This is a genomic window from Desulfovulcanus sp., assembly GCF_982781345.1.
In genome coordinates this window covers 24,187-44,458 of sequence record NZ_CEYAEZ010000005.1, presented here as the reverse complement: position 1 = coordinate 44,458, position 20,272 = coordinate 24,187, and the positions used below count along the sequence as shown (strand labels likewise).

Sequence of the window (20,272 nt, the reverse complement as noted above, 5' to 3'; positions counted from 1 at the left end):
TCACCATGATGGGACGAACTCACATCCTGTTTGGGCTAACCCTTTACTCTGGTCTAAACCTGGCATTAAGCAACCGACTTGCCATGTCCGATCAATCTTTCTGCCTGGGGCTGGTCGCCCTGGGCAGTCTCTTGCCCGATATAGATGATCCCCGCAGCTGGATAGGCAGAAAACTTTGGCCTGTCTCCATGTCTTTGTCATCTATCACCAGGCATAGAGGACCTACCCATTGCCTGCTTGCCTGCCTGGCTGTTTTCATCTGTCTGGCTGTAGCCTATTGGTTTTATCCCAAATTTGCGTTGTATTATATAGCTTTCGGGTTTGGGTATTTCTCACATATCCTGGGAGATTTTCTCACTAAAGAGGGCGTACCTCTATTTTGGCCCAATAAAAAACGCTTTCGTTTTCCCTGGGCATTCAGGACGAACAGCGGAATGGAACAAATCGTGGCTATAATATTGGGAATTATCCTGATGGGAGAATTTTATCATTATTGGAGAGCGTTGATATGGACGCAATAAAAGAAGAAATTTTAACCAAAGAAACTATTTCTGAAATGATCGAAAACACAGAACAGTTTATTGCAAAGGCCCAAAAAACCAATTCTATTTTAACAAACAAACTTCATATCTTACCTACAGGAGATTTTCTCTGGCAACAACAGTTTGCCGTCTCGTATGCCCGAACCTGCCGGGGATTTGTAAACATATTCGAGATTGTCGGGACAAATGTTGATAATGTACAGAATGATAACTGGCTAGATATGTTTCTTCTGGCAAAAGATATGTTGCCGGAGCATTTCAAACAAATTCAAAACAATCTCGAAAAATATCTGTCTCAAAAACAAACAGTTTCCTGTATCAAAATCAACGATACAATATTTGTAGATCTTTCAGATATTTTTCAAATAGCAATTGCAAAAAATCTATGTTATTTTTCGGGCTGCAACTTTTTTTGGCCTGCACGAATAGAAGAATGGAACATAGATTTAGAATTTATTGGACTTTATGAAAAGCTGCAAAAAATTGTTGTGCAAAAAGAATTGCCGTTGCAAATCAGTATATTAAATAAACGTATTAAGAGAGAAGATGCCCCAGGTTGGTATAAAGATTATTTTGATGTGAGAATCGAAATTGTTAATATAGAAAACAGAAAAAAACTGGTTGTTGATAAAGAAAATATGATAGTCTTGGTTGATGAATTGCAACGATTATCCCGTATCGGAATGTTATTTGGGAAATGCGTTGTGGCAAAACAAATTTTCTGAGTCTCCCCATGCCTAAAGGCAGGGGGAAACTCAAAAAGTTGAGCAAATTCGCCAGTATAACCCCTGTAAACCTTTTGTGAACCTGATCTGACGTTTTTGAGGTAAAATTTCTTCTTTATGCCTGTTTGTGTAACTTTTGTGAACCTTTTGTAAACTTTCCAGACTTTTGCCCAGGCTCGCCAAAAATCAGACAATAAACACGGGAGACCAAGTTCCCCTTTCAGATGTGAAGTCTATAACACCACCAATAGCCATATACTATTTTCCCCTGTTGCATACTATCGCTACCCACCTTCTACCTACTCGACTTTCATACTATCATTGCCCATGTGCTAAAAGCTGTTTTCCTCCCATACTGACCCCCTCAAAATGAAAAAAATCTTAGCTTTTAAGACCAATCTGTCCACATATTAAAGAACACCCATACCCTATTCTGTCCACATTTAATTAAATGTGGGCAGAATAAAAAAACCTTCCATGTGTAACCTATAAACATCATTAACTTTTATTCCTTCAAAAAGCTATCGCATACTATGGACTCCCATTCTGTCCACATAAAGAAAAAAAAAGAAAAATATCTTTCTTTTCTTGTTTCTTGCTTGAAAGAAGCAAAAGCCCTGCCCCTTAGCCCCTACAACTTAAGCCGTACTCAATGTCTGTCCAGAAAAAAGCGTTGTCTCTTAAAAAAGGAGGTTCAATATCGTGGAGCTCTTTAAGGTCATCTTTAATGAACTGGATCGGCGCATCAAACTAACTAGCCAACATCTCAATCATCTTTATGAGGACCAGCAAAATTGTTTCATTGTGTCCGAAACAGAAAAGTTGAGAGAGCGTCTAGTTTTAAAACCCAAAAATTGTTCCAAGAAAAATTGCCAGATTTGTCCTCATAACATGGTCTGGAAACGATATGTCCTGAAAACCCTCAAGGATGGGACAGAGAAAAAAATCTGGGGGAAAGAATATCCTGTTGGGAAAGTGCCCTGGCAATTAAAAAACAAATTGTCGAATCCCAGTAGAGAACAATTACAACTAACAGAAACTAAAATTAAAAAAATCTTAAAGGCTAGGCAAAAGCTAATAAAAGCCAAGCGTACACTCATTTTAGTCCAAAACATGATCCCTGATAAAAGTACTTTGGAGCAATTAGTAAATGGAGAAAATTCATCAATGTAAATTCAAAGACACAACAGGACAATATCGTATCCAAAACAAATATAAAATTTTTATCTTCAAATCCGTGCCTCTGAAAATCTGTCCTGAGTGCAAAAAAATTCTGGTGCCGGAACCATCAACTCAATGGATGATGAACTATATCAACTCCTGGGACGCTAACAAGCCAGGAGCATTTTGTGTGCAATATATTAAATGGGGAAAGCGTATCTCAAAAAAAAGAAGAAAATGCGTTGTAAAAGTGGGAGGTAAAAAAGAATGGGAAAATGCCGATGTCCGCCAATATGCCGAGAAGTTTGAGGTAACTCTCAACCAGGGGAACGCCTGTACTCATGGCGTTTCCCTCCAACCATTCAAATTTGATTGAAGTACCCACGCCGGAGGATTAGAGTCAACTACTCCGCCCTAGGTGGAGCTTGCAGCTCCGTGGTTGACCAGCCTGAGTCCTTTAGGGACTACGTTAGGTGGGTCATGGCACCCTGGGGTGCGTAGCCAGCTCCAGGCTCTGCCGCTGGCGGTTAAACAGTCCTGTCGGGGTAGGGACAGTGCTGCCGGCATGACAAGCCCATCTAACATTGGCGAGGCATCCTTAACCGCCGTAAGGCGAGAAGTCGGAGGTAACTCAATGGCGTCTCCTCCCCGCTCTGAAGAGCGGGGTCTCCGGCGCCTAGGAGGAAAGAGAATGGAAAATAAACATGAAGAAGTAGAAAAAAAAGTTAAGACTAAGGCAAAATCAAATGTACCTTTAATATTATTATTAAGCTGGTTTTGTGCTGGCGTGCTTGTGTTGGCCTATCATAAGTTTACCGTTGTGCCTGAGCTTGACAATTTAAAGCTAATGCAAGCTGAAATCCAAAAAAAAGAATCCAGGGTTGCATGTCTCGATATTGATAAACTAATCACGGAAACGATGGTAGAGTATGCTAAAAAGAAAGGCGGTGTAACTGCAGAAGATACAGCGAAATTGACAAAGGCCGTGCGTGATGAACTGGCAAACTATAAAAATGCCAACCTCGTACTTGCCAAAAATGTAGTCCTGAAAGGATGCACTGATATTACGGAAAATATAACCATGGCCGTAAAAAAAGTCCTGGAAGGGGGGGTGAAATGACAGAAAAAAAATCCAACAACGAAGCAGTCAGACAAGTGCTGGAAGAATTTAACAAGTTAAATGAATGGCAAAAAATACAAATGCTCAATCGGGCCAATGTCTGGTACCTCAAGCACAAGGGGGCCCTTGTAGCTCCAATGCTTGAAATGCAAGAAATGTTAAGCATGCTGGCCAGATTGTCCTGGCTGTGCAGACGTTTTTATCAGCTAGATCAGGAACGCAAGCTCAATTTTAACCTTGAGCTTATTAAAGCGACCTCTGAGCAGGCAATAATAGATAACGTAGTAAAGCCTGTTACAGAAATTATTGGTGGGTACATCAAGGAAATTGAAAGTTTAATTGCTGAGGCAAAGAAGGCAAAAGAGCCGAAAAAGGAAGAAAATGCAAAGGAAAATAAGGAGGAGAAAAATGAAGCGTAAACACATTGTTGCCATTCTTAATATCCTGGGCATTCTGGTTTTGGCTGCTGGCGCAGCGTGGGCCTTCACCGAACCTGCAAGCGGAACATTGGCATACAGAATCTATGATGTGGCCGTAAACCAAATTCTACAAGGTCCTATCGGCTATGTTGGCGGACTGGGGTTGGTCGGCATGGGCTTATACTCTGCCGTAATGGGCCAGGGAGGAGCTGGCCGGGCTATCCTCTGCCTTCTGAGTGGCGGAGCACTGGCAGGTGCAAATGTGATCACCAATAGCCTTGGCTTTTTGATGTAAAAATTTCAGAAGATACACCCCAAAAAGCCCCTAAAAAGGGGCTTTTTTTATGTGTGAGGTTTCAAAATATTCGCTACACTTTTAGTTGCTGGATTTGACTTTTATATGGATATAATAATCGTCTGAAAGAATCAGTTAAAAAGATGACACAGAGAAAAAATTGGAACCTAATTTGTCTCATATGTGTCGAAACCACAAAAGAATTTTTTTTCTTCCTAAACCTCATTTTTTAACATCGCTTCTGTAACCTCTTCCTGCCACTCAATCCACTCCGTTGTCTGGCTTAAAAGTTCTTCTTTTAATTTTTACGGCTCTAAAATTTTGATGTAATGTAGCCAGCTCTTTAGAAAACGGACCAAATTTTCTGGCAATTGCCCTCCCTTGTGGTAAAAGAAGTCCTGCAATCCACAGTTTCTGCCTTTTCATCAAGCAATTACTCTTCATAGGATAAATAATCCCTAACTCCCTAAAAAAAGAGAAGAAGAATTTTAAACTTTGGCTAGATACAGTTGTCGTTTTATCCTTTCATCAGCACAGCAGTCATGTACATGTTAGGTCTGGATAACAAAATGAGAAATTTTTTGCAAAAATTGAGGGTTAAAATGGACATATTGGCGTTAAGTAGGACGAAAGGCAGCGAATTCTAAAAAAAAATGATGAATTTTAAAATGAAAATAAACTAAAAAATTTAAGAAGGTAAAGAGTTAAGAACAAAAAGCATGAGGCGAAAGGCTTATAAAACAGAAATAAAGATTTTTGCAGAGGGATCAAAATGGGAGATAAAATTGAAAAGAACGTAAAACCGATCATTCAAATAGAACATTCTGATTGGGTTTATCCTGTAATTTTTACTCCGGACGGAAAAATTCTCATTTCTGGGAGTAATGCAGAGATAAAATTCTGGGATGTGAAAACACGAAAGCTTATTAAAACCATTGAAGAAGACTTTACCTGGTTGCACCATATAGCACTTAGCCCTAATGGAAAAACGCTTGTTTCTGGAAGTGAGAGTATAAAATTTTGGAATGTGAAAACCAGTAAATTGATTGAAACAATCAAAGGTGATTTTGATTGGGCCACTTTTCTAGCTTTTAGTCCAAATGGAAATTATCTTGCAGTTGTCACACAAACGAAGAAAAAGTTAGATGGCGAAGGAGTAGAATATAGCGATCTGATAGAAATGTGGGCCATAAAAGAGAAAATAAGAATCTGGTCGATCAAAGGAGATATTTATCTCCATTTAGTCTTTAGTCCGGATGGAAAAATCCTTGCCTGTGGATATGAAGATGGAACAATAAAATTTTTAAATGCCAGCAATGGCAAAATAATAAGAAATTTAAAAGGTCATTCTAATTGGGTACGTTGTCTGGCTTTTAGTCCAGATGGTGAAATTTTTGCTTCTGGTGGAAGAGATAAAACAGTTACTTTGTGGGATGTAAAAACAGGTGAATTAATAAATAAAATTGAAGAGATTGATAAAGAATTCTTCTCTTTAGTCTTTAGTCCTGATGGTAAAACTCTCGTTGCTGCAAGCGAAGGAGACATCATTTTCTGGCATGTAAAGCGGGGGGAAATAATTAGAAGGCTACAAAGTCCTCTATCTCGAAAAGGAAAAAGCGGGGCATCCCGTATAATTTCCCTGGCCTTTAGCCCTGATGGAAATACTCTTGTTTCAAGCGGTATTGGAATAGAATTCTGGAACCTAAAAGACTGAAAGCTGACACATAGAGTTATAAGGATAAATGGATAAAGTACTAGGAGAAAATTTCTATGTTGACTAAGAAACAAATTGAAAAGTTATCTCTTTTGAACAAAATATTATCTGCTTTGGAGCAAAAAATTTTTCATCTGGCTCAACAACATAAACAGTAATTAGAAGAAAATCTCAAAAACGGCACTTATGATATAGATGACTATAAAATTGACTGATATATGTTTTTGCATCAGAGAAGAGGAGATTGCATCCTGGGATGAGGATATAAAATATACCTTAAAACGTTTCACAAATGCAGAATATTGGGGACTATCTGATTTGAGAGTGTCGTCAGGTACCAATATGACGTTGATTTAAAAAAATTAACAAAAGCAGAAATCTTAAGTCGTTGAATAGAATGCTTTTTGACCAAGAGGAAAAAAATTGATTTTGAGAACAAATTAAATCAAATGGCGCGACAAGAAGTTTTAAAAGGAGAAAATGGCATAGTTGATTATGGAATTGAAGAAGAGATATCTTTTTACATGGGTCTAGAAAGGCAGTTTGTGCCTTTGCATAAGAATCTAAAATTTTCAAAGTTATTAATCAAGAGAACAGTTGACTGGAGGATAGTTCATAATCAAAGCTGGTTGTTAAATCGCCTTCAGGAAGAGCTTGGCGTTTTTGGGTTGAGTGATAAGGAAATATTTCAAATCAATAGTGTATTAGTTGATTTTGCAGTAAGGTATCAGTATAGAGATTGAGCTAAATACAGCAAATTAGGTGAGATAGAAACTTTTAATTTTATTGTTATAAAAAAATTTTTCAAAATGAAATTAGTGCTTGAGTAAAAGCATGGAAGGTGTGAAAAAATGGAAGTAAAAGTTGAGTATAATAATTTTGAAAATTATTACGAATCGCTTGATAAATTTTTTCAAGGTTTGCGAAATTTTTATTCCGAGACTCAACAAGCTTATGAGAAAAAGCTGAGAAATTTTTTTCAGCCTCTCATATTTAAGTATAGAGTGGCAAAAGAGATAAAAAAGCAGACGGACAGATATCTGGCTTCTGATTTTAACATCATTGATTTGATTAATCCTGACGAGAATAGAGTTTCAGACCTTATTGCTTTGCTTCTTGAACCAGGCGGAAAACATGGACAGGGAAAAATTTTTCTCAAAGAATTTATTGAGCATTTAAAAAATTATTTCAAGGAAACAACAAATGAAGACACAGAAATTTTAAAAGCTCTTCGCCAGATAGACATTTCACAGGCATCTGTTGAAAGGGAATTTATGACATATGAGGGAAGGAGAATAGACATTCTTATTAAGTTTTCTGGGTTTGTGATAGGAATAGAAAATAAACCCTGGGCAGGAGAACAGGAAAGGCAATTGGCAGATTACGATAAATTTCTGCAAGGCATTGGAAATGAAAACTACATTCTCATCTACTTAGACGGATGGGGAAGAAAAGCGCAAAGCATAGATGAACAAAAAAAAGAGGAGTTGAAACGGAAAGGAAAATTTTTAGAGGTCAGCTACAACAACTTTTTTAAACCCTGGCTTATACAATGCTATAAAGAATGCGAAGCTGAAAAGGTAAGATGGTTTTTAAAAGATTTTATAAACTGGATAGAAAATAATTTCAAAGAGGAGCTTGAAGATGAAGGAAGAAAAGAAGGAAATGATTAAAAAATATCTCCTTGATGAAAAAATTTCAGAAAATGAGCGTAAGGAACGATTTGAGATTGCGTGGGATATCTGGGAGAATTTTGAGGAGATAAAGTTTGAGTTGAGGCAGAAGCTTATAAAAGAGCTTAAGCAGAAAATAAAACAAAGTGAAGAGTTTAAAGATTACATAGTTGTTAACCGAGGGCTTATTGAAGGAGAGAAGTTTGGGACTTTATGTATATTTAAAAAAAATTGGCTAATTTCTCCAGAAAGTAGAAGAGGAATATTTAACTATGCATTTGAGGCAGAACAAAACCTAATTTTTCAAAATTGTATTGGTATAGTAAAGCAGGATAATGATAATTTAGGCATACCTTTTAAAGGTAATTGGCAAAAACAGGACAATATTAGTCAAGATTTATTTAAAATAGTCAGCCAAATTTACAATACATTAGGAGAGAATTCTAAAGGTTGGAAAGTTTCAGACTCGTGGATAGCTTGGAAATATCTTGATTCATTTTATAGAGGTATGTGGCAGAGAGAGTTTTATCTGCAAACTGTAACCGAAAAAGGTTTTAAAAAAGCGGTAACTGACCTTTATAACGAACTTTTATTTGTCAAAAATAAAACCGAAAAATTGATAGACGAATTTATAAAAATTTATAAACTCAGAGAGTAAATAATGAATAATGATTCTAAGTCTATAAAAGTAATTGGCGTGGGCGGATGCGGATGTAATGGCATAAAGTATCTGGCCTCCCAGAATTTAAAGGATGCCTATCTTATTCTGGCAAATACGGACAGCAAAGCCCTTGAGCAAACAAAAAAAATGAAGATTGGAGCCAGTATTTTACTGGGGAAAAATCTGACCAAAGGCAAGGGAGCCAGCGGGGATCCTGAGCTTGGCTTCAAGGCAGCAAAGGAAAGTTATGAAGAAATTAAAAACGCACTTAAAAGTGCAAACATAGTTTTTATCCGGACAGGAATGGGTGGTGGCACTGGAACAGGTGCTAGTCCAGTGGTTGCTGAAATTGCAAAGAAACTTGGAGCGCTAACGCTTGGATTGATAAGCATGCCTTTTTCTGTTGAGGGACAAAGAAGAAATAAACAAGCCCAGGAAGGTCTAAGAAATTTACAGAAAAAAGTTGATGCCGTATTTGTTATTCCCAATGATAATTTGCTCAAGGACCAATCTGACAAAAGTTTCAATGAAGTGATAAATGAAGCTGATGCTATTTTCTTAGATCTTATTCAAAGCATGGCAACTGTTTTTAATTGCACAAATGAAGATAAACAAAGTATTGAATATATAAGAGAATTGCTCTCAGGCGGAGAGCTGGCCGTAGTTGCCATAGGCAGGGATTGGGGAGTAAATGCTCTACGTGATGCTGTAACACAGGCTATCCGATATCCTGCAGAAGTTCAAGATATGGAGCTTAAAAAAGTTAGAGATACATTGATTATTTTTAGTTGTAATGGGAGGATGGATGATAATGCAATCAACGAGGCAATAGAAAATATAAAAATCACAACCTTGCCAAATACTAAAGTTAAGGTTATACATATTATGGAGCAAGAATTAGAAGAAGATGAGGTGAAAGTTGTGATTATTGGCGCAGGATATGAACAAATTGATAGCGGTAAAGCATCAGTATAAAGCTGAGATGAAGTACGCGTTCATTTTATGCATTAGTTTCTAATCAAACAGAACTTTAAAATAAACAATTTTGAGCATAACAAAGGAGTCATTTTTAGTATAAAAGAAAGGAAAGGTATAAATTGTACTAGTTAATACAAAATCTGACAAAGTTATCAAGTCGTGACTAGCGCATTACGACCAGAGCCACATAATATTCGATTTTGCCCTTATTCTCTAACCGAACATCCGCCCCTGAGACATACTTCAAATTATCATTCGGCAATATCTTTGCCTTAACCATTGCATCTTGAACAGCCTTTGATATGTTATCCCAATCAGCAGCCATTTGGCGACCGTCTGCTACACTCCCCCTTATCTTCAAAATAACAGGAAATTTATCAACTTTACCCCTACCATTAACCTTTAAAAGCCAGGCCAGGTCAATTTGATTTTGATTATATTTTTTTGCCCTTTCTTTTACATATTTTCCTCTTTTTGTTTGCCGGACATACGGAACTATCTTGAAGTCGGTAATATGAGCCTCAAATACTGTCTCCATACTATCCTCCTGTTGTCTGAAGGATTTCCTTGTAAATATTTTTTACCTTTCTGGCATATCGTTTTCCTCTTGGGCCAGGCTTTCCTGCATGATAACATGCTAACATATCGTCTATATTGCCAAAACGGTTCTTACAGTCGTTTAAGATAACAGCCCCAAGGTAAATATTGAGTTCTGGTTCTATAGCTTGATCGGGAGAAATGTTAAATTTCTGCAACCACCAGGAATTAACCTGCATTATCCCTATATCAAAAGACTTCTGGCCTTGTACCAGTGTTAAAGCCTCACCTTTTGTTGACGGCCAAAAACTCTTGCCCTTAATATTAACAGCCCAAGGCCAATATTTCGACTCATACTCTGCTATAGCTAACAAAACATGAACAGGTATAGATAAACTTTGTCCAACTTCTACAAACCTTTTAGTTATAAAGCGTATTTCCTTGTTATCTAAGGAATATGTAGTATTATTTATACACAATAATAGCATTGTTATCAATAAAATTTTGGCAATCCGCCTCATTGCATTTTCCTTTTTTTGATAACAACGCAAAAAAAAAGCCCGTGCCTTAAACAACACGGGCAATAAGAATGTATATATGAAAAAAAGAGTTTTTTTGCTATTTCGTTTTATCGAACTCTTTTTTTATTTCTCTAATTATATCTGCTGCTATCTCCTTACCTTTAGCAACAGCTTCAGCAATTTCTTTCTTATCAGGTAACCTTATATTCATATCAAAATATTTACTTTGTACCTCCAATTCTTTTTTATTAGGGTCTATTTCCGTATTTACTGTTTCATGTAAAGCACTTGGCAACTCATCAACAAGATTTTTAGTCTCCTGTTTTTTAAAACTGTTCACCAATGCAACCAGAATTAAAATAAGTAATAAATATTTAAATAATTTAAACACCATTTTCTCCTTCTAGTACGCGCAACAATCCCTATTTCTGAAAAGAATAAAACTAAAATTATCCGATTGTCCTGGTACCGCCGGATTTTTACCTGCTCCCCATATCAAACCTGTCCGCCCTATCGTTGTTACAAGACTGCCCTTGACAGGTCTAACTACCTGTAACTTATACTGATTTTTAAGCCAGGTAGGAGCTATAAAAGGTCCACACAAAGCACCTTCACCAGCAGTCCCTAACATAATCAATTCTCTATGTAATTTATAAAGCAATTTGCTTGCAATATGAGCAGCTCCTTCCGTCATAGTTCGATTATCAGTCCTACCGGTTAGTGGATATGTCCCTCCCCAGGAACCTGCACACCAAAACAACGGCTGCAGAGGCCATGAAACCGCAGAAGCAACAGAATCGGCCATACAACTCATTTGGGCTACCGGATTAGCAAATAAAATGGCTTCTGGCTGAATCATTACTGTTAATAAATCATCATCCCAAAGAGGATCTAATTCCGTCATATAAGCTATATCAAACGATCCACGTTCCGCACATAAATAATCGGCAAACAATTCTAAAATTGTCCAAATAGGGTAAATATACAAATGGGCCTGATAAAAACTTCCCTGTCCCTGCTGTTTACCTATGCCTAACGCTTGCTTTCCGCCACCACCCCAAATATCACCGTCTCCACCCATAGACATTCCAAGTCCTGCCATACACATTGGGTCTTTGACCACATCAATGAGCCTCACCGGCTCCCAAAAGCCTGCTATTACTCCAACACGAGTACGCCCGCCATCTTCACAGCTACAAAAAGGCGACCTGATAATATGATTTTCTTCAGGGCCTGTAGGTGAAATTACCATGCCCATGAGACGAATAGGATATATACCTGACCATTCTACGTCTGTTAATGGATTCACAAACTCACTGCGACATAAGGCAAATACATTGTTGGTCATTAAAAAAAATACTGTTAGATAAAAAATTACCAATCGCATTTCTTACTTCTCCTTAATCTCCCACTTATGTCCCTTCTTCCTGCACATACACGACATGGGAATAACTTTCTGATCAAGATTGCCAGTCAACGGCTGGCATACACAACCGCCAATATCACTTTCCATCACCTTTGCAAAATCACCGGCATTATCAGTTCCCATTGTAACTATCGCTTCTATCTTCACCATGAAATTGGTCTTTTTTAAAGACGTTTTTAAATTTTTAAACTTTTTCTTCTGCTGATTGTATAATTTCATCAACTGCTGACGTTTGGGCATTTTTGCGGCATCACTACTCACAACCGTTACATTACCAGCAAACGCGATACCTGTCATAAACACCATACATAACACAAAAACCGCTACCTTTCTCATACAAAATCTCCCCTAATAACTTCCACCATCAGGCGGATTTATCCTATTCTCAAACCTTTCAATGGCATTGTCTATGCTGGTTTGAATATCTATATCAACTCGCCTTTGAATATTTTCAACAAATTCTGACAAATCCATTTCTTGAAAATTCAATTGTGCAAACTCATCAGGATAAAACCCTCTGCATTTCGGATGCTTTGCAGTCCCCCAATCCAAGCCTATCTGTGGCCGTCCTTGTTCGTGGACAACCCTGGCAAGTAGGGAGTTGAAACAGCAATAAACCTTTTTTTTACCTATACAATGTCCAAAAATTTTACTCGTACAACGCTCTCCCACATAATGACAATAACCTTCACCAACCTTGCAGGCCAGGGTATATTCAAATGGCAAACATTCAGTTTCAGCGGTAAGCATGTTGTACATCTGATAAGCCATATAAACCCAACCAATGCCAGGAATATAGGCGCCGGCAAAAGCAACCATCATGCTCATTGCTGCATTTTGAAGTTCCTCTGAGGTTAATTTACCATCCATCAAAGCAAAACCAATAGAAACAACACCAGAAATCGCAGCTCCGCTTACAGCATTGCTAAAAGCACTCTCCATAGGTGGCGTATTAGCAGCATAATTCCCTGCTGCTTCCATTGCCGTATCAGCGGGAATTGTACCTGATTCCGTTAAAGTATTAGCATAAGCTTCTATTGCTTTATCGTATGAACCAGTTTGAGCTAATGTTTCAGCATAGGCATCCGCTGCTTGAAATGCTAAATCTGAACTAGTTACTTGAATTCCAGCCATTTCCATTGACGCAGTTGATACATTTGTTACCGCATCTTGGACCGCACTAGACGTTAAACTTGTTACACCTTCTTGTGCTGCTATAGCCGAATTAAAAGCATTTTGTGATAAAGTAGTATAAACTGGATTGCTACTTCCAAACATTTCTAAAGCTGCATCACCCATTACATCATTCATCCAATCTGTCATCATGGGTTGAACATACTCTTGTGCTAAATATTTCGTCGCCGATTTTACAGCATCAATTACCGCCGCATCCCATCCCAAAGTTGCAGCAGTATTTTCAAATGAACAGGTTTGCCCTGTATCCTGCCAACAACAACTTCCACCCAAGCCAATCAAACCTGTCTTGCTTCGACATTCCTGTTGTTCACCTGGGAATATCATAATTTCACCTGAACATTGAGAGCCCCCAGCTTCTCTTTTACTATTTTTTAATCTCCAATTCTCAGGCGGAGAGATTGTTGTTACTTCCTCACAATGCCCAGGCCCCCAAATTTGTTCACATCTTTCCTGTGTGTAATATCCCGCAGGCGGTTTTTGATAGTAACAAGCCGTAGTCCCGCTATCCAATTCCATACATCTGCAAAAATCTTGACCGTATCTTTGAACACAAGTTAGATAATCCATTAACACAGGATTACCTAACAAATTATGAGTTTCAATGGGCTTTTCGTTTGCAGCATAAACCCAATTTGGCTCTAATATCATTAAAAAGGCTAGCCAAATTGCACTTATTCTTTGTAACATATTACCACCCTGACGTTTATTGCCAAGTTCCATCATTTATAAAACCGCATCCAGAATATACCCTGTCTTGTGGTTCAAGATAGGCTCTAGTACACCTGTTCTCAAAACAATAATTGCCCTTAATAGTGTCATCTACACCACCTAATGGACGTGGATTGGCATTACACATATTCGGATCATCGCCTGCCACAATCTGTCCTTCTGGACATTCGTAATAGTAAATTAGAGGATATAAGTTAGAAAGTTGAATAGTGTAATAACCAAGTCTTAAAGTGTCATCATCTGACCATGAAGTAGTATATTGTTTGCCTGGAAACTGTGGAATCAAGGGAACATTACTTGAAGGTCTATAAACAATAGGAAAATATTGGTCGTCATCAGGCAATAAATGCGTATCTTTGTCATATATTATTTGATTATTAACACCTGCATATTGATATATTAAAAGGTCAATAAGTGCATACTCAAAATGACCACCAAAAGTTGGATCATCAAAATTCAAAAACGGCTTAAAATATCTATCAACACATTGCTGTAAAATTAAATCTTCGTGTGCATATACATCAGAATCAATATGACGCGCTTCCGGCTCAATTAAATCTAATTCTTGGGTATAGTCATTTAATCCATTGTTACGGATAGTAACTTTAAAACGATAATCGTCTGTCTGAGCATTGCAAGAAATTGGCTCTGTACAATTACCTAAACAATCGCTTTCTGTGCTGAAATAACCCTTACTGATTGGACAAAACCATTGAGGGCATTGAGTTGGGTCACTAACTAAATCCCCCGAAGCACACAAATAAAGAGGATCATTGCTACAATTTGCAGTACATTCTTCTTGGGTTCCATATCCTGCTCCGGTTGTAGAACAATAATAAACATCTTTTGATGTTGAAGAACAATTTAAAGTACATTCGTCTAAAGTTAAATATGCCTTATTATCCCCTGAACAAACATAAGGATATTCACATAATGCTTTTGCTTGATTATATACTTCATTAGCATTTTGTCCCCCAGGAGGATAAGTTTTAGACCAGATTATTGGCCCACAATAATACCCTCTATCGTAAGGATACCAACAACTCCCGGGGCCTGGGACATAAACAATACCAAACCCTCTTCTTCTTCCACTTCCATAACAAGTCCAACATACGGAATTACGTCCTGCACTATGACAATATCGCCAATTATTACAACCTGCATCATTATTGTTGGCAAAACAATGCTCATCAAAACTTTGGATAGGGTCATATATTTGAGTACAATCACCCTGCACAGTAAAATCCCCTGGGCAATAAAGAATGTTACTTGTATTTTCTGTACCCAATGAGCTTTTTGCTGTTGCTTGTATAACACATTGACTATTAGTAAAACTTGTTGACAATGTTATTGTAACGGTTTCACTAAAACTGGACCTTGAAGGCAAAATTTCAACTAAATTGCCATTTATATCTTTTATTCTTATTGGATTTCTTGTCCATTCACTAAAATAAAGATCAACATTATAGGATTTAAACTGGATTTCAATTACATCATTTCCAGTTAAACCAGTTAAGAATATATAATCTGTTACCCATTGTTCTTTTACCAATTGACCATTTACATAAAGATCATACCATGAATCATAATAAACATCGCTATTTAAAAACAATCTATTTAAGCCAACATCTATATACAATGAGATAGAACTTGGACATGAAGTTGAACAACTGGTTTCAGATACTAATTCACATTCTCCTGGATTAGATATGTCAGTATAAGAAGTGTCCTGAGTACAACTTGCATAATGAGTTCCTCCCCATTGTCCAACCCGACTAAAAAATAAATACACATCACCAAATGGGTCCTGATTATCTGGCCTTAATATCAAATCGTCTTGTCTGTTTATGTTCTCTACACTCGTTTCAACTGTCCAAGTACATTCATAAGTCCCACCACTTCCATCCTGCGTTGAAGTTGAATTTGAATCTGAACCTTGGCATGGGCAGTCTGGCCCAGGATCGGGGATAAAGTATGGGTCACTTTTCAAGTGGTCGATTATCAAAGATTTGGCCCATTCAACTACCGGATCAAACCATGAACTTACAGGAGCCAATGATCCCAAGTTATTTTGAAAATAATCCGAATCAGTTGTTGAGCCCATTTCCTCCGAAAAATCGTCTATACCTGCCCAACAACGATAATCGTTTGTTGTCTTTATAGTGTGAGTTTGGTCAGGAATGCCGTTTGTGTTCTGCCATGTATTAGGGCTACAATCTTGCACAGTACCATTTTCTACTGTTAGCTCTCCATCGGACGACCAAGAAACTGTCGGATCTGTAACGCAAATAACTCGATTGGTCTGTATTCCTTCATCCTCTGGACCACAAACACCTGCCTCATCTCCGCTTGAACAAATCATATCCATAGAACTAGACTTTAATGTAGCCATTTCCGAAGTCACCTCGGAAAATGTTTTCTGGTCAAAACAGGTACATGGAGTTGAAATTGTTTCTCCTTCTGTTGCATTATACGGACATTCATATTGTCCAGTCTCATCATTTTTAATGCAGGCCCTTGTTTCTACATAAACTTTTGATTGATTAAAATTAACAGTATTGTCTAATCCATGTACCATAATATTGGTATTTTTGTTAGGAATAGCAACTAAACATGCAGGCTCACAATTTTCCATTTGAGCTTTAAATTGTATATTTGGATCAAAAACTACGGAATAAGATGTTCCATTTTCATCAAACTGCAAATCTCCTTGGCCTGTCCATTCGCCTGTTGAATTGTCATATTGTATATTTGAACTTATATGCTCAACTCTTTGTTGAACTTGTGAAAAATCAGTTGCGTTATTTGAACACCTGTATATTCGCTCTTTTTCCCACCACGGCTCACATACTGTAATTGACCTCACAGAACCTTCAATTAACCTACAATCTGGAAATGGCTCCAATCCTGTTGCTGCACCTCCCTTGATTGTAGGAACTCCGTCTGTAATTTCTTCTACAAGTTCACAATTGGAATCATTTTGCAAAGCTAAACAACCGTTTTCCGGATCGGTTATTTCTTCACAGCCTTGAAATAAAACCTTATTGTATTCTTCTCCTGTTGTAGAGTTGCCTCCATTAATTATTAATGAACCATCACCAGGCCCCATGCTTGGACTATAACAGGTAAACACATCATCTGTAATTACACATCGACATAAATCGCTTGCAGCAAGACATTGGTCGTCACCAGCACCACACTCATATTTCCAGCGAGGCCATTTAACATTTGCTTGTTCAACAACATAATTTACAAAGTCTTGTGAACCTATATTGATACTATCCCAAGTACCACCAGAACATCCACCCCAATCATATCCCAAATCACGGCTCCAAACAGAAATCCAGTTGTCTCCACACAATACTTCTACATTTGTTTGAATAAACGGAGCGGGATCGCAATAAGAGGGGCTAATTGCAATTCTCATTAACTCATTTTGCTGCAAAACATGCTTTGTTTTTCCATAATCTGCATACCAATATCCTGGGCCTTCCGTTCCTGTCCAATCTACCCACACAGGGTCTTGAGGATTAGTTGGCACTTTCTTACATGCTAATTTGGGATTTCGAGTCCGTATTTCAGTCCTCGGTGCCACTTTTGCCCGGATTGTGCATTGACGATATTCATATTCCTGATTTGCCTGCATAAATGCTTTTTGTGTTAAACTCCAAGGACTATTTGGGTCGGTTTCTGCACTATCTATTACAGGGTCTTCATTAAATTCTACTTGATTTTGTAATTTTGTTAATTCCTGCACATCTTTTGAGCCATACAATTCATTAGAATTGGTCGTACATGTTGTTACACTAGCCCCGATAAAGGAAATTTGCATTTCTTCTGGATTGCTTTTTACCTGAGTTATTACAATGTCTTGCTTATTTTGTCTTAATAAATCTAGTATTCCATTAGCATAATAACTTAAAATTGTTTCTATATTTCCCATAATAGGTGAACCGCAGGACTGATTAAAACAAAAACAACCATGTAAATCTGCAATAGAAATATCCCTATTGTTATCTGGATCAACCGCTAAAGATTGAATTTCACCGTTTTGATAAAACCACTTATAATATTTACACTCTTCCCAGGAACCTGCCGGATTGCAATCTGCTATGTATCCATCACTACACATGCCACCTACATGCCGAGAAGTTATTTCAACATCTAAATTTCCATCTAAATTACTATCATATTCGGCAATTATTCTTAGCTCTCCTGGGCTTTGAATAGTTCCTTCTGGCATCATAGTTACAACAAGTACTGGTCCCGCCCCTGGACAAACCAACGTAGCATCAAATGTCTGATTACCATTCAAGGTCTGCATTTTTACCTGATCGCTTGTAGCAGGAACTATAAGCCTTTGCTGAACATCCTCTCTCGAATTGATTTGCTCATAATTGGAACGCATTTGACTTATAGCATCCTGCACAGGAACAGTTTCAGCAAAAACAGGAAAAGCCATTAAACTAACGAACAACAACACTATCAGTTGCATCTCTGCCAACCTCTTTTTGTGCGTTGCTATCCAACAAAAACCCCTGATACAAATCAAAACCGCAACTATAAGCCCACATCAACTCTTCCCAACTCTCTATCTTCTCAAACACTATAAATTGACAATTACCCTTAACAAACCGGGCCAGAGAACACATCGTTTCCAAAGGAAGTTCAAAAAAAATCCTGTCAAACTTAACTGCAACAGGACGCAGTGTTAGATACAAATCAATATTTGAAAATTTGGTCCCAAAATCGTCCAGAATGATGGGTAGTCCGTGTGGGTTTTTAATATCTTCTATCGTTCCGTAGGGACATAACTCGACCAGTTCGATAAACGTCCGCTGTGCTTTTGAATGATTGGAGGTGAACAAATGAAATAACAAATGATAATATTTGCAAAAAGTCGTTGTAAACAGATTGATACTCCAACACAAAGAAGGATTGTCCGGTATTTTTTCCCATGCCGCCCTGAAAATCTCCCAATCCAACTCCGTATCAAATGGATTGAGCAGTCGTGGATGTGGATGCCGAACCAACAGCTCATGACCCCATATAGATATATTTTTACCGTCAAATCGAACTATACTTTGCTGGTGAAACTGTATTGCCATTATTCCCCCTTAAAGACCAAAGATAACTTTTCCAACTATTTGATTTTTATCAATAAATCCCCAATATCTACTATCATACGACAAAGGATTATCCCCAATCATAAAATATTTTCCCTGGGGAATAATCCCATTATACAAAAAGGGCCGAACCGGACGCCCTTTGCTGTCTTTTAGCCTTAAGAACTCCCCGGCCTGGCCATCACAAAAGAACTGCACAGGCGTAACTTTCAGCCTCTGCCCAGGACCACAGGCCACCCGCTTGAGCAAAATCATTCCATCTTTTAAACCTTTGCCCTGCGGATCATCACCCTGCCACCTAAACAACGCATAATCTCCTTGCCGCAAACTCCTTTCCCCTGGGAGATATAAGGCAGCATGTAAATTTACACTTCGCATGGTTACTATCGTCAGCTTGAAAGGCAAAAGATGCCAAATACTAAATACCAGCAAAACTGGGAGAAATATCTTTACCTGCCTTTTCCAATCAAAACCCGACAACATCCAAAACCCTCTCCAATTCTTCAGGCAACAGAACTTTTCTAAACATCATCCCAAACTCTCGTCTCTTCTGCCACCTGACAAGACCATCCTTTTCAAACCTGAACCCACCTTCCCATTCTCCCTTCACCCTGATTGGCTTATCCCTTAAATCCACATCTTCGTTTACAATAAACTGCAACCTCATCCCTCCTAAACTTATATCTATAACACTACACTCATACTTTTGCTTATCTACAAACGCATAAACCAAAGTATTTCCCTTGCCAGAAACATGCAAAGCAAATCTGACAAATTTTCTTTTCTCAAAAAACATTATTTTTCTCCTTCATCCCCAACAACAAAAGTTTTTACAACCATATAAACATCGCCTTTTGGCTGAAACACTACTGACGGAGTTGCCTCAATCAAAAATTTATCCCTCAAAATCCTGGTCAAATAATAAACTGGCTTTTTTATTTTTTTTGCTAATTCAACCGCATGACCATCTGTAATTAACAATTTTACATTTAATGAATTCTGAAAGTTTTTTATAAACCATTTTACCTCTTCCTCTCTTTCACCATTTATAATAACCAATATATTAGTATAAAATATTCCTTTATCAGCCATGACCTTTAATGGATTAAAGGTATATCCTTTTGGATAAATAACATTGCCTTCAAAATCTTTTATATTATATGGTAATGTATAGGTCATATCTACTTTATACAATTTTTCTTCAGTTGCAGGCGGAAGCCCTGCTACTGCATTAGGCAAACGAAACTCAGGCAACTTCTTTTTAATTTGTTCCTGAAATTCCTGCCTTAGTTTATTCGGATCAATGGCCGCTGCTTTGGCCCGTATAAACTCAGTAAAATCCCGCTCTTTAATTTCATAGGTCTGACCAGCTTCACCAACCACATACGCCTGGGCCAAAGGCAAGTTTAAAAGGCAAATCAAAATAATTATAAAAAATCTGTGCATTG

Annotated in this window: 25 protein-coding genes; 12 read left to right on the top strand and 13 right to left on the bottom strand. The window is 37.8% G+C overall.

Features of this window, described 5'->3' with window-relative positions; all coding sequences use genetic code 11:
• The first annotated feature begins 5 nt into the window (after positions 1-5).
• The 4 genes from AC3WVG_RS01640 to AC3WVG_RS01625 all read left to right on the top strand — a co-directional run bounded on the left by AC3WVG_RS01640 (position 6) and on the right by AC3WVG_RS01625 (position 2,804).
• Positions 6-521 carry a metal-dependent hydrolase gene (locus AC3WVG_RS01640; protein ID WP_488796437.1) on the top strand — a complete coding sequence of 172 codons (516 nt, stop codon included), beginning with the start codon at positions 6-8 and terminating at the stop codon, positions 519-521.
• The gene (locus AC3WVG_RS01635) at positions 509-1,267 is read left to right on the top strand and encodes a hypothetical protein (protein WP_488796436.1); all 759 of its coding nucleotides are present in this window, start codon (positions 509-511) and stop codon (positions 1,265-1,267) included. The genes AC3WVG_RS01640 and AC3WVG_RS01635 overlap by 13 nt, the downstream gene beginning before the upstream one ends.
• A gap of 702 nt (positions 1,268-1,969) precedes the next feature.
• A complete protein-coding gene (locus AC3WVG_RS01630) occupies positions 1,970-2,440 on the top strand; it encodes a hypothetical protein (RefSeq protein WP_488796435.1) in 471 nt (156 codons plus the stop codon).
• A complete protein-coding gene (locus AC3WVG_RS01625) occupies positions 2,418-2,804 on the top strand; it encodes a hypothetical protein (RefSeq protein WP_488796434.1) in 387 nt (128 codons plus the stop codon). The genes AC3WVG_RS01630 and AC3WVG_RS01625 overlap by 23 nt, the downstream gene beginning before the upstream one ends.
• A gap of 38 nt (positions 2,805-2,842) precedes the next feature.
• Here the strand turns inward: AC3WVG_RS01625 and AC3WVG_RS01620 are convergent, their stop codons facing one another.
• A complete protein-coding gene (locus AC3WVG_RS01620) occupies positions 2,843-3,013 on the bottom strand; it encodes a hypothetical protein (protein ID WP_488796433.1) in 171 nt (56 codons plus the stop codon).
• 106 nt (positions 3,014-3,119) lie between these two features.
• Between AC3WVG_RS01620 and AC3WVG_RS01615 the strand changes: the two genes are divergently transcribed.
• Genes AC3WVG_RS01615 through AC3WVG_RS01605 form a run of 3 tightly spaced genes read left to right on the top strand, consistent with a single transcriptional unit; the run spans position 3,120 to position 4,262 of the window.
• Complete coding sequence (locus AC3WVG_RS01615) at positions 3,120-3,548, top strand: hypothetical protein (RefSeq protein WP_488796432.1); 429 nt, start codon at positions 3,120-3,122, stop codon at positions 3,546-3,548.
• Positions 3,545-3,967, top strand: coding sequence for a hypothetical protein (locus AC3WVG_RS01610; RefSeq protein ID WP_488796431.1), 423 nt, complete (start codon positions 3,545-3,547; stop codon positions 3,965-3,967). Before AC3WVG_RS01615 ends, AC3WVG_RS01610 begins: the two co-directional genes overlap by 4 nt.
• Positions 3,957-4,262 carry a hypothetical protein gene (locus AC3WVG_RS01605; protein ID WP_488796430.1) on the top strand — a complete coding sequence of 102 codons (306 nt, stop codon included), beginning with the start codon at positions 3,957-3,959 and terminating at the stop codon, positions 4,260-4,262. Before AC3WVG_RS01610 ends, AC3WVG_RS01605 begins: the two co-directional genes overlap by 11 nt.
• 261 nt (positions 4,263-4,523) lie before the next feature.
• On the opposite strand, the gene AC3WVG_RS01600 is transcribed toward AC3WVG_RS01605, so the two are convergent.
• A complete protein-coding gene (locus tag AC3WVG_RS01600) occupies positions 4,524-4,688 on the bottom strand; it encodes a hypothetical protein (RefSeq protein WP_488796429.1) in 165 nt (54 codons plus the stop codon).
• Between the two features lie 346 nt (positions 4,689-5,034).
• Here AC3WVG_RS01600 and AC3WVG_RS01595 point away from each other — a divergent pair, with 346 nt between their 5' ends.
• The 5 genes from AC3WVG_RS01595 (at position 5,035) to AC3WVG_RS01575 (ending at position 9,285) form a co-directional block, all read left to right on the top strand.
• A complete protein-coding gene (locus tag AC3WVG_RS01595) occupies positions 5,035-5,976 on the top strand; it encodes a WD40 repeat domain-containing protein (protein ID WP_488796428.1) in 942 nt (313 codons plus the stop codon).
• A 404-nt stretch (positions 5,977-6,380) separates the two neighbouring features.
• A complete protein-coding gene (locus AC3WVG_RS01590) occupies positions 6,381-6,719 on the top strand; it encodes a hypothetical protein (protein ID WP_488796427.1) in 339 nt (112 codons plus the stop codon).
• A gap of 108 nt (positions 6,720-6,827) precedes the next feature.
• On the top strand, positions 6,828-7,649 hold the full coding sequence (locus tag AC3WVG_RS01585) for a PDDEXK-like family protein (protein WP_488796426.1): 822 nt from the start codon (positions 6,828-6,830) through the stop codon (positions 7,647-7,649).
• Entirely contained in the window at positions 7,621-8,307 is a 687-nt protein-coding gene (locus AC3WVG_RS01580) for a hypothetical protein (RefSeq protein WP_488796425.1), read from the top strand. The genes AC3WVG_RS01585 and AC3WVG_RS01580 overlap by 29 nt, the downstream gene beginning before the upstream one ends.
• A 3-nt stretch (positions 8,308-8,310) precedes the next feature.
• Entirely contained in the window at positions 8,311-9,285 is a 975-nt protein-coding gene (locus AC3WVG_RS01575; protein ID WP_488796424.1) for a cell division protein FtsZ, read from the top strand.
• Positions 9,286-9,451: 166 nt separating this feature from the next.
• Here AC3WVG_RS01575 and AC3WVG_RS01570 read toward each other — a convergent pair whose 3' ends face one another.
• From AC3WVG_RS01570 to AC3WVG_RS01520, 11 genes are all read right to left on the bottom strand, one after another.
• On the bottom strand, positions 9,452-9,826 hold the full coding sequence (locus AC3WVG_RS01570; protein ID WP_488796423.1) for a RusA family crossover junction endodeoxyribonuclease: 375 nt from the start codon (positions 9,824-9,826) through the stop codon (positions 9,452-9,454).
• Between the two features lies 1 nt (position 9,827).
• Positions 9,828-10,346, bottom strand: coding sequence for a lytic transglycosylase domain-containing protein (locus AC3WVG_RS01565; RefSeq protein WP_488796422.1), 519 nt, complete (start codon positions 10,344-10,346; stop codon positions 9,828-9,830).
• Positions 10,347-10,443: 97 nt separating this feature from the next.
• Positions 10,444-10,740, bottom strand: coding sequence for a hypothetical protein (locus AC3WVG_RS01560; protein WP_488796421.1), 297 nt, complete (start codon positions 10,738-10,740; stop codon positions 10,444-10,446).
• Positions 10,741-10,749: 9 nt separating this feature from the next.
• Positions 10,750-11,733 (bottom strand): TraU family protein, encoded by a 984-nt coding sequence (locus tag AC3WVG_RS01555; protein ID WP_488796420.1) that lies wholly within the window; start codon positions 11,731-11,733, stop codon positions 10,750-10,752.
• A 3-nt stretch (positions 11,734-11,736) separates the two neighbouring features.
• The gene (locus AC3WVG_RS01550; RefSeq protein ID WP_488796419.1) at positions 11,737-12,108 is read right to left on the bottom strand and encodes a hypothetical protein; all 372 of its coding nucleotides are present in this window, start codon (positions 12,106-12,108) and stop codon (positions 11,737-11,739) included.
• A gap of 12 nt (positions 12,109-12,120) precedes the next feature.
• Positions 12,121-13,692 carry a conjugal transfer protein TraN gene (gene traN, locus AC3WVG_RS01545; RefSeq protein WP_488796418.1) on the bottom strand — a complete coding sequence of 524 codons (1,572 nt, stop codon included), beginning with the start codon at positions 13,690-13,692 and terminating at the stop codon, positions 12,121-12,123.
• Positions 13,673-18,193: a hypothetical protein gene (locus AC3WVG_RS01540; protein ID WP_488796417.1), complete on the bottom strand. Its 4,521-nt coding sequence runs from the start codon at positions 18,191-18,193 to the stop codon at positions 13,673-13,675. Before AC3WVG_RS01540 ends, traN begins: the two co-directional genes overlap by 20 nt.
• On the bottom strand, positions 18,165-18,806 hold the full coding sequence (locus AC3WVG_RS01535) for an EAL domain-containing protein (protein ID WP_488796416.1): 642 nt from the start codon (positions 18,804-18,806) through the stop codon (positions 18,165-18,167). Before AC3WVG_RS01535 ends, AC3WVG_RS01540 begins: the two co-directional genes overlap by 29 nt.
• 9 nt (positions 18,807-18,815) lie before the next feature.
• A complete protein-coding gene (lepB, locus tag AC3WVG_RS01530; protein WP_488796415.1) occupies positions 18,816-19,202 on the bottom strand; it encodes a signal peptidase I in 387 nt (128 codons plus the stop codon).
• Between the two features lie 88 nt (positions 19,203-19,290).
• Positions 19,291-19,620 (bottom strand): PilZ domain-containing protein, encoded by a 330-nt coding sequence (locus tag AC3WVG_RS01525; protein ID WP_488796414.1) that lies wholly within the window; start codon positions 19,618-19,620, stop codon positions 19,291-19,293.
• Positions 19,620-20,270, bottom strand: coding sequence for a hypothetical protein (locus AC3WVG_RS01520; RefSeq protein ID WP_488796413.1), 651 nt, complete (start codon positions 20,268-20,270; stop codon positions 19,620-19,622). Before AC3WVG_RS01520 ends, AC3WVG_RS01525 begins: the two co-directional genes overlap by 1 nt.
• Between the last annotated feature and the right edge of the window lie 2 nt (positions 20,271-20,272).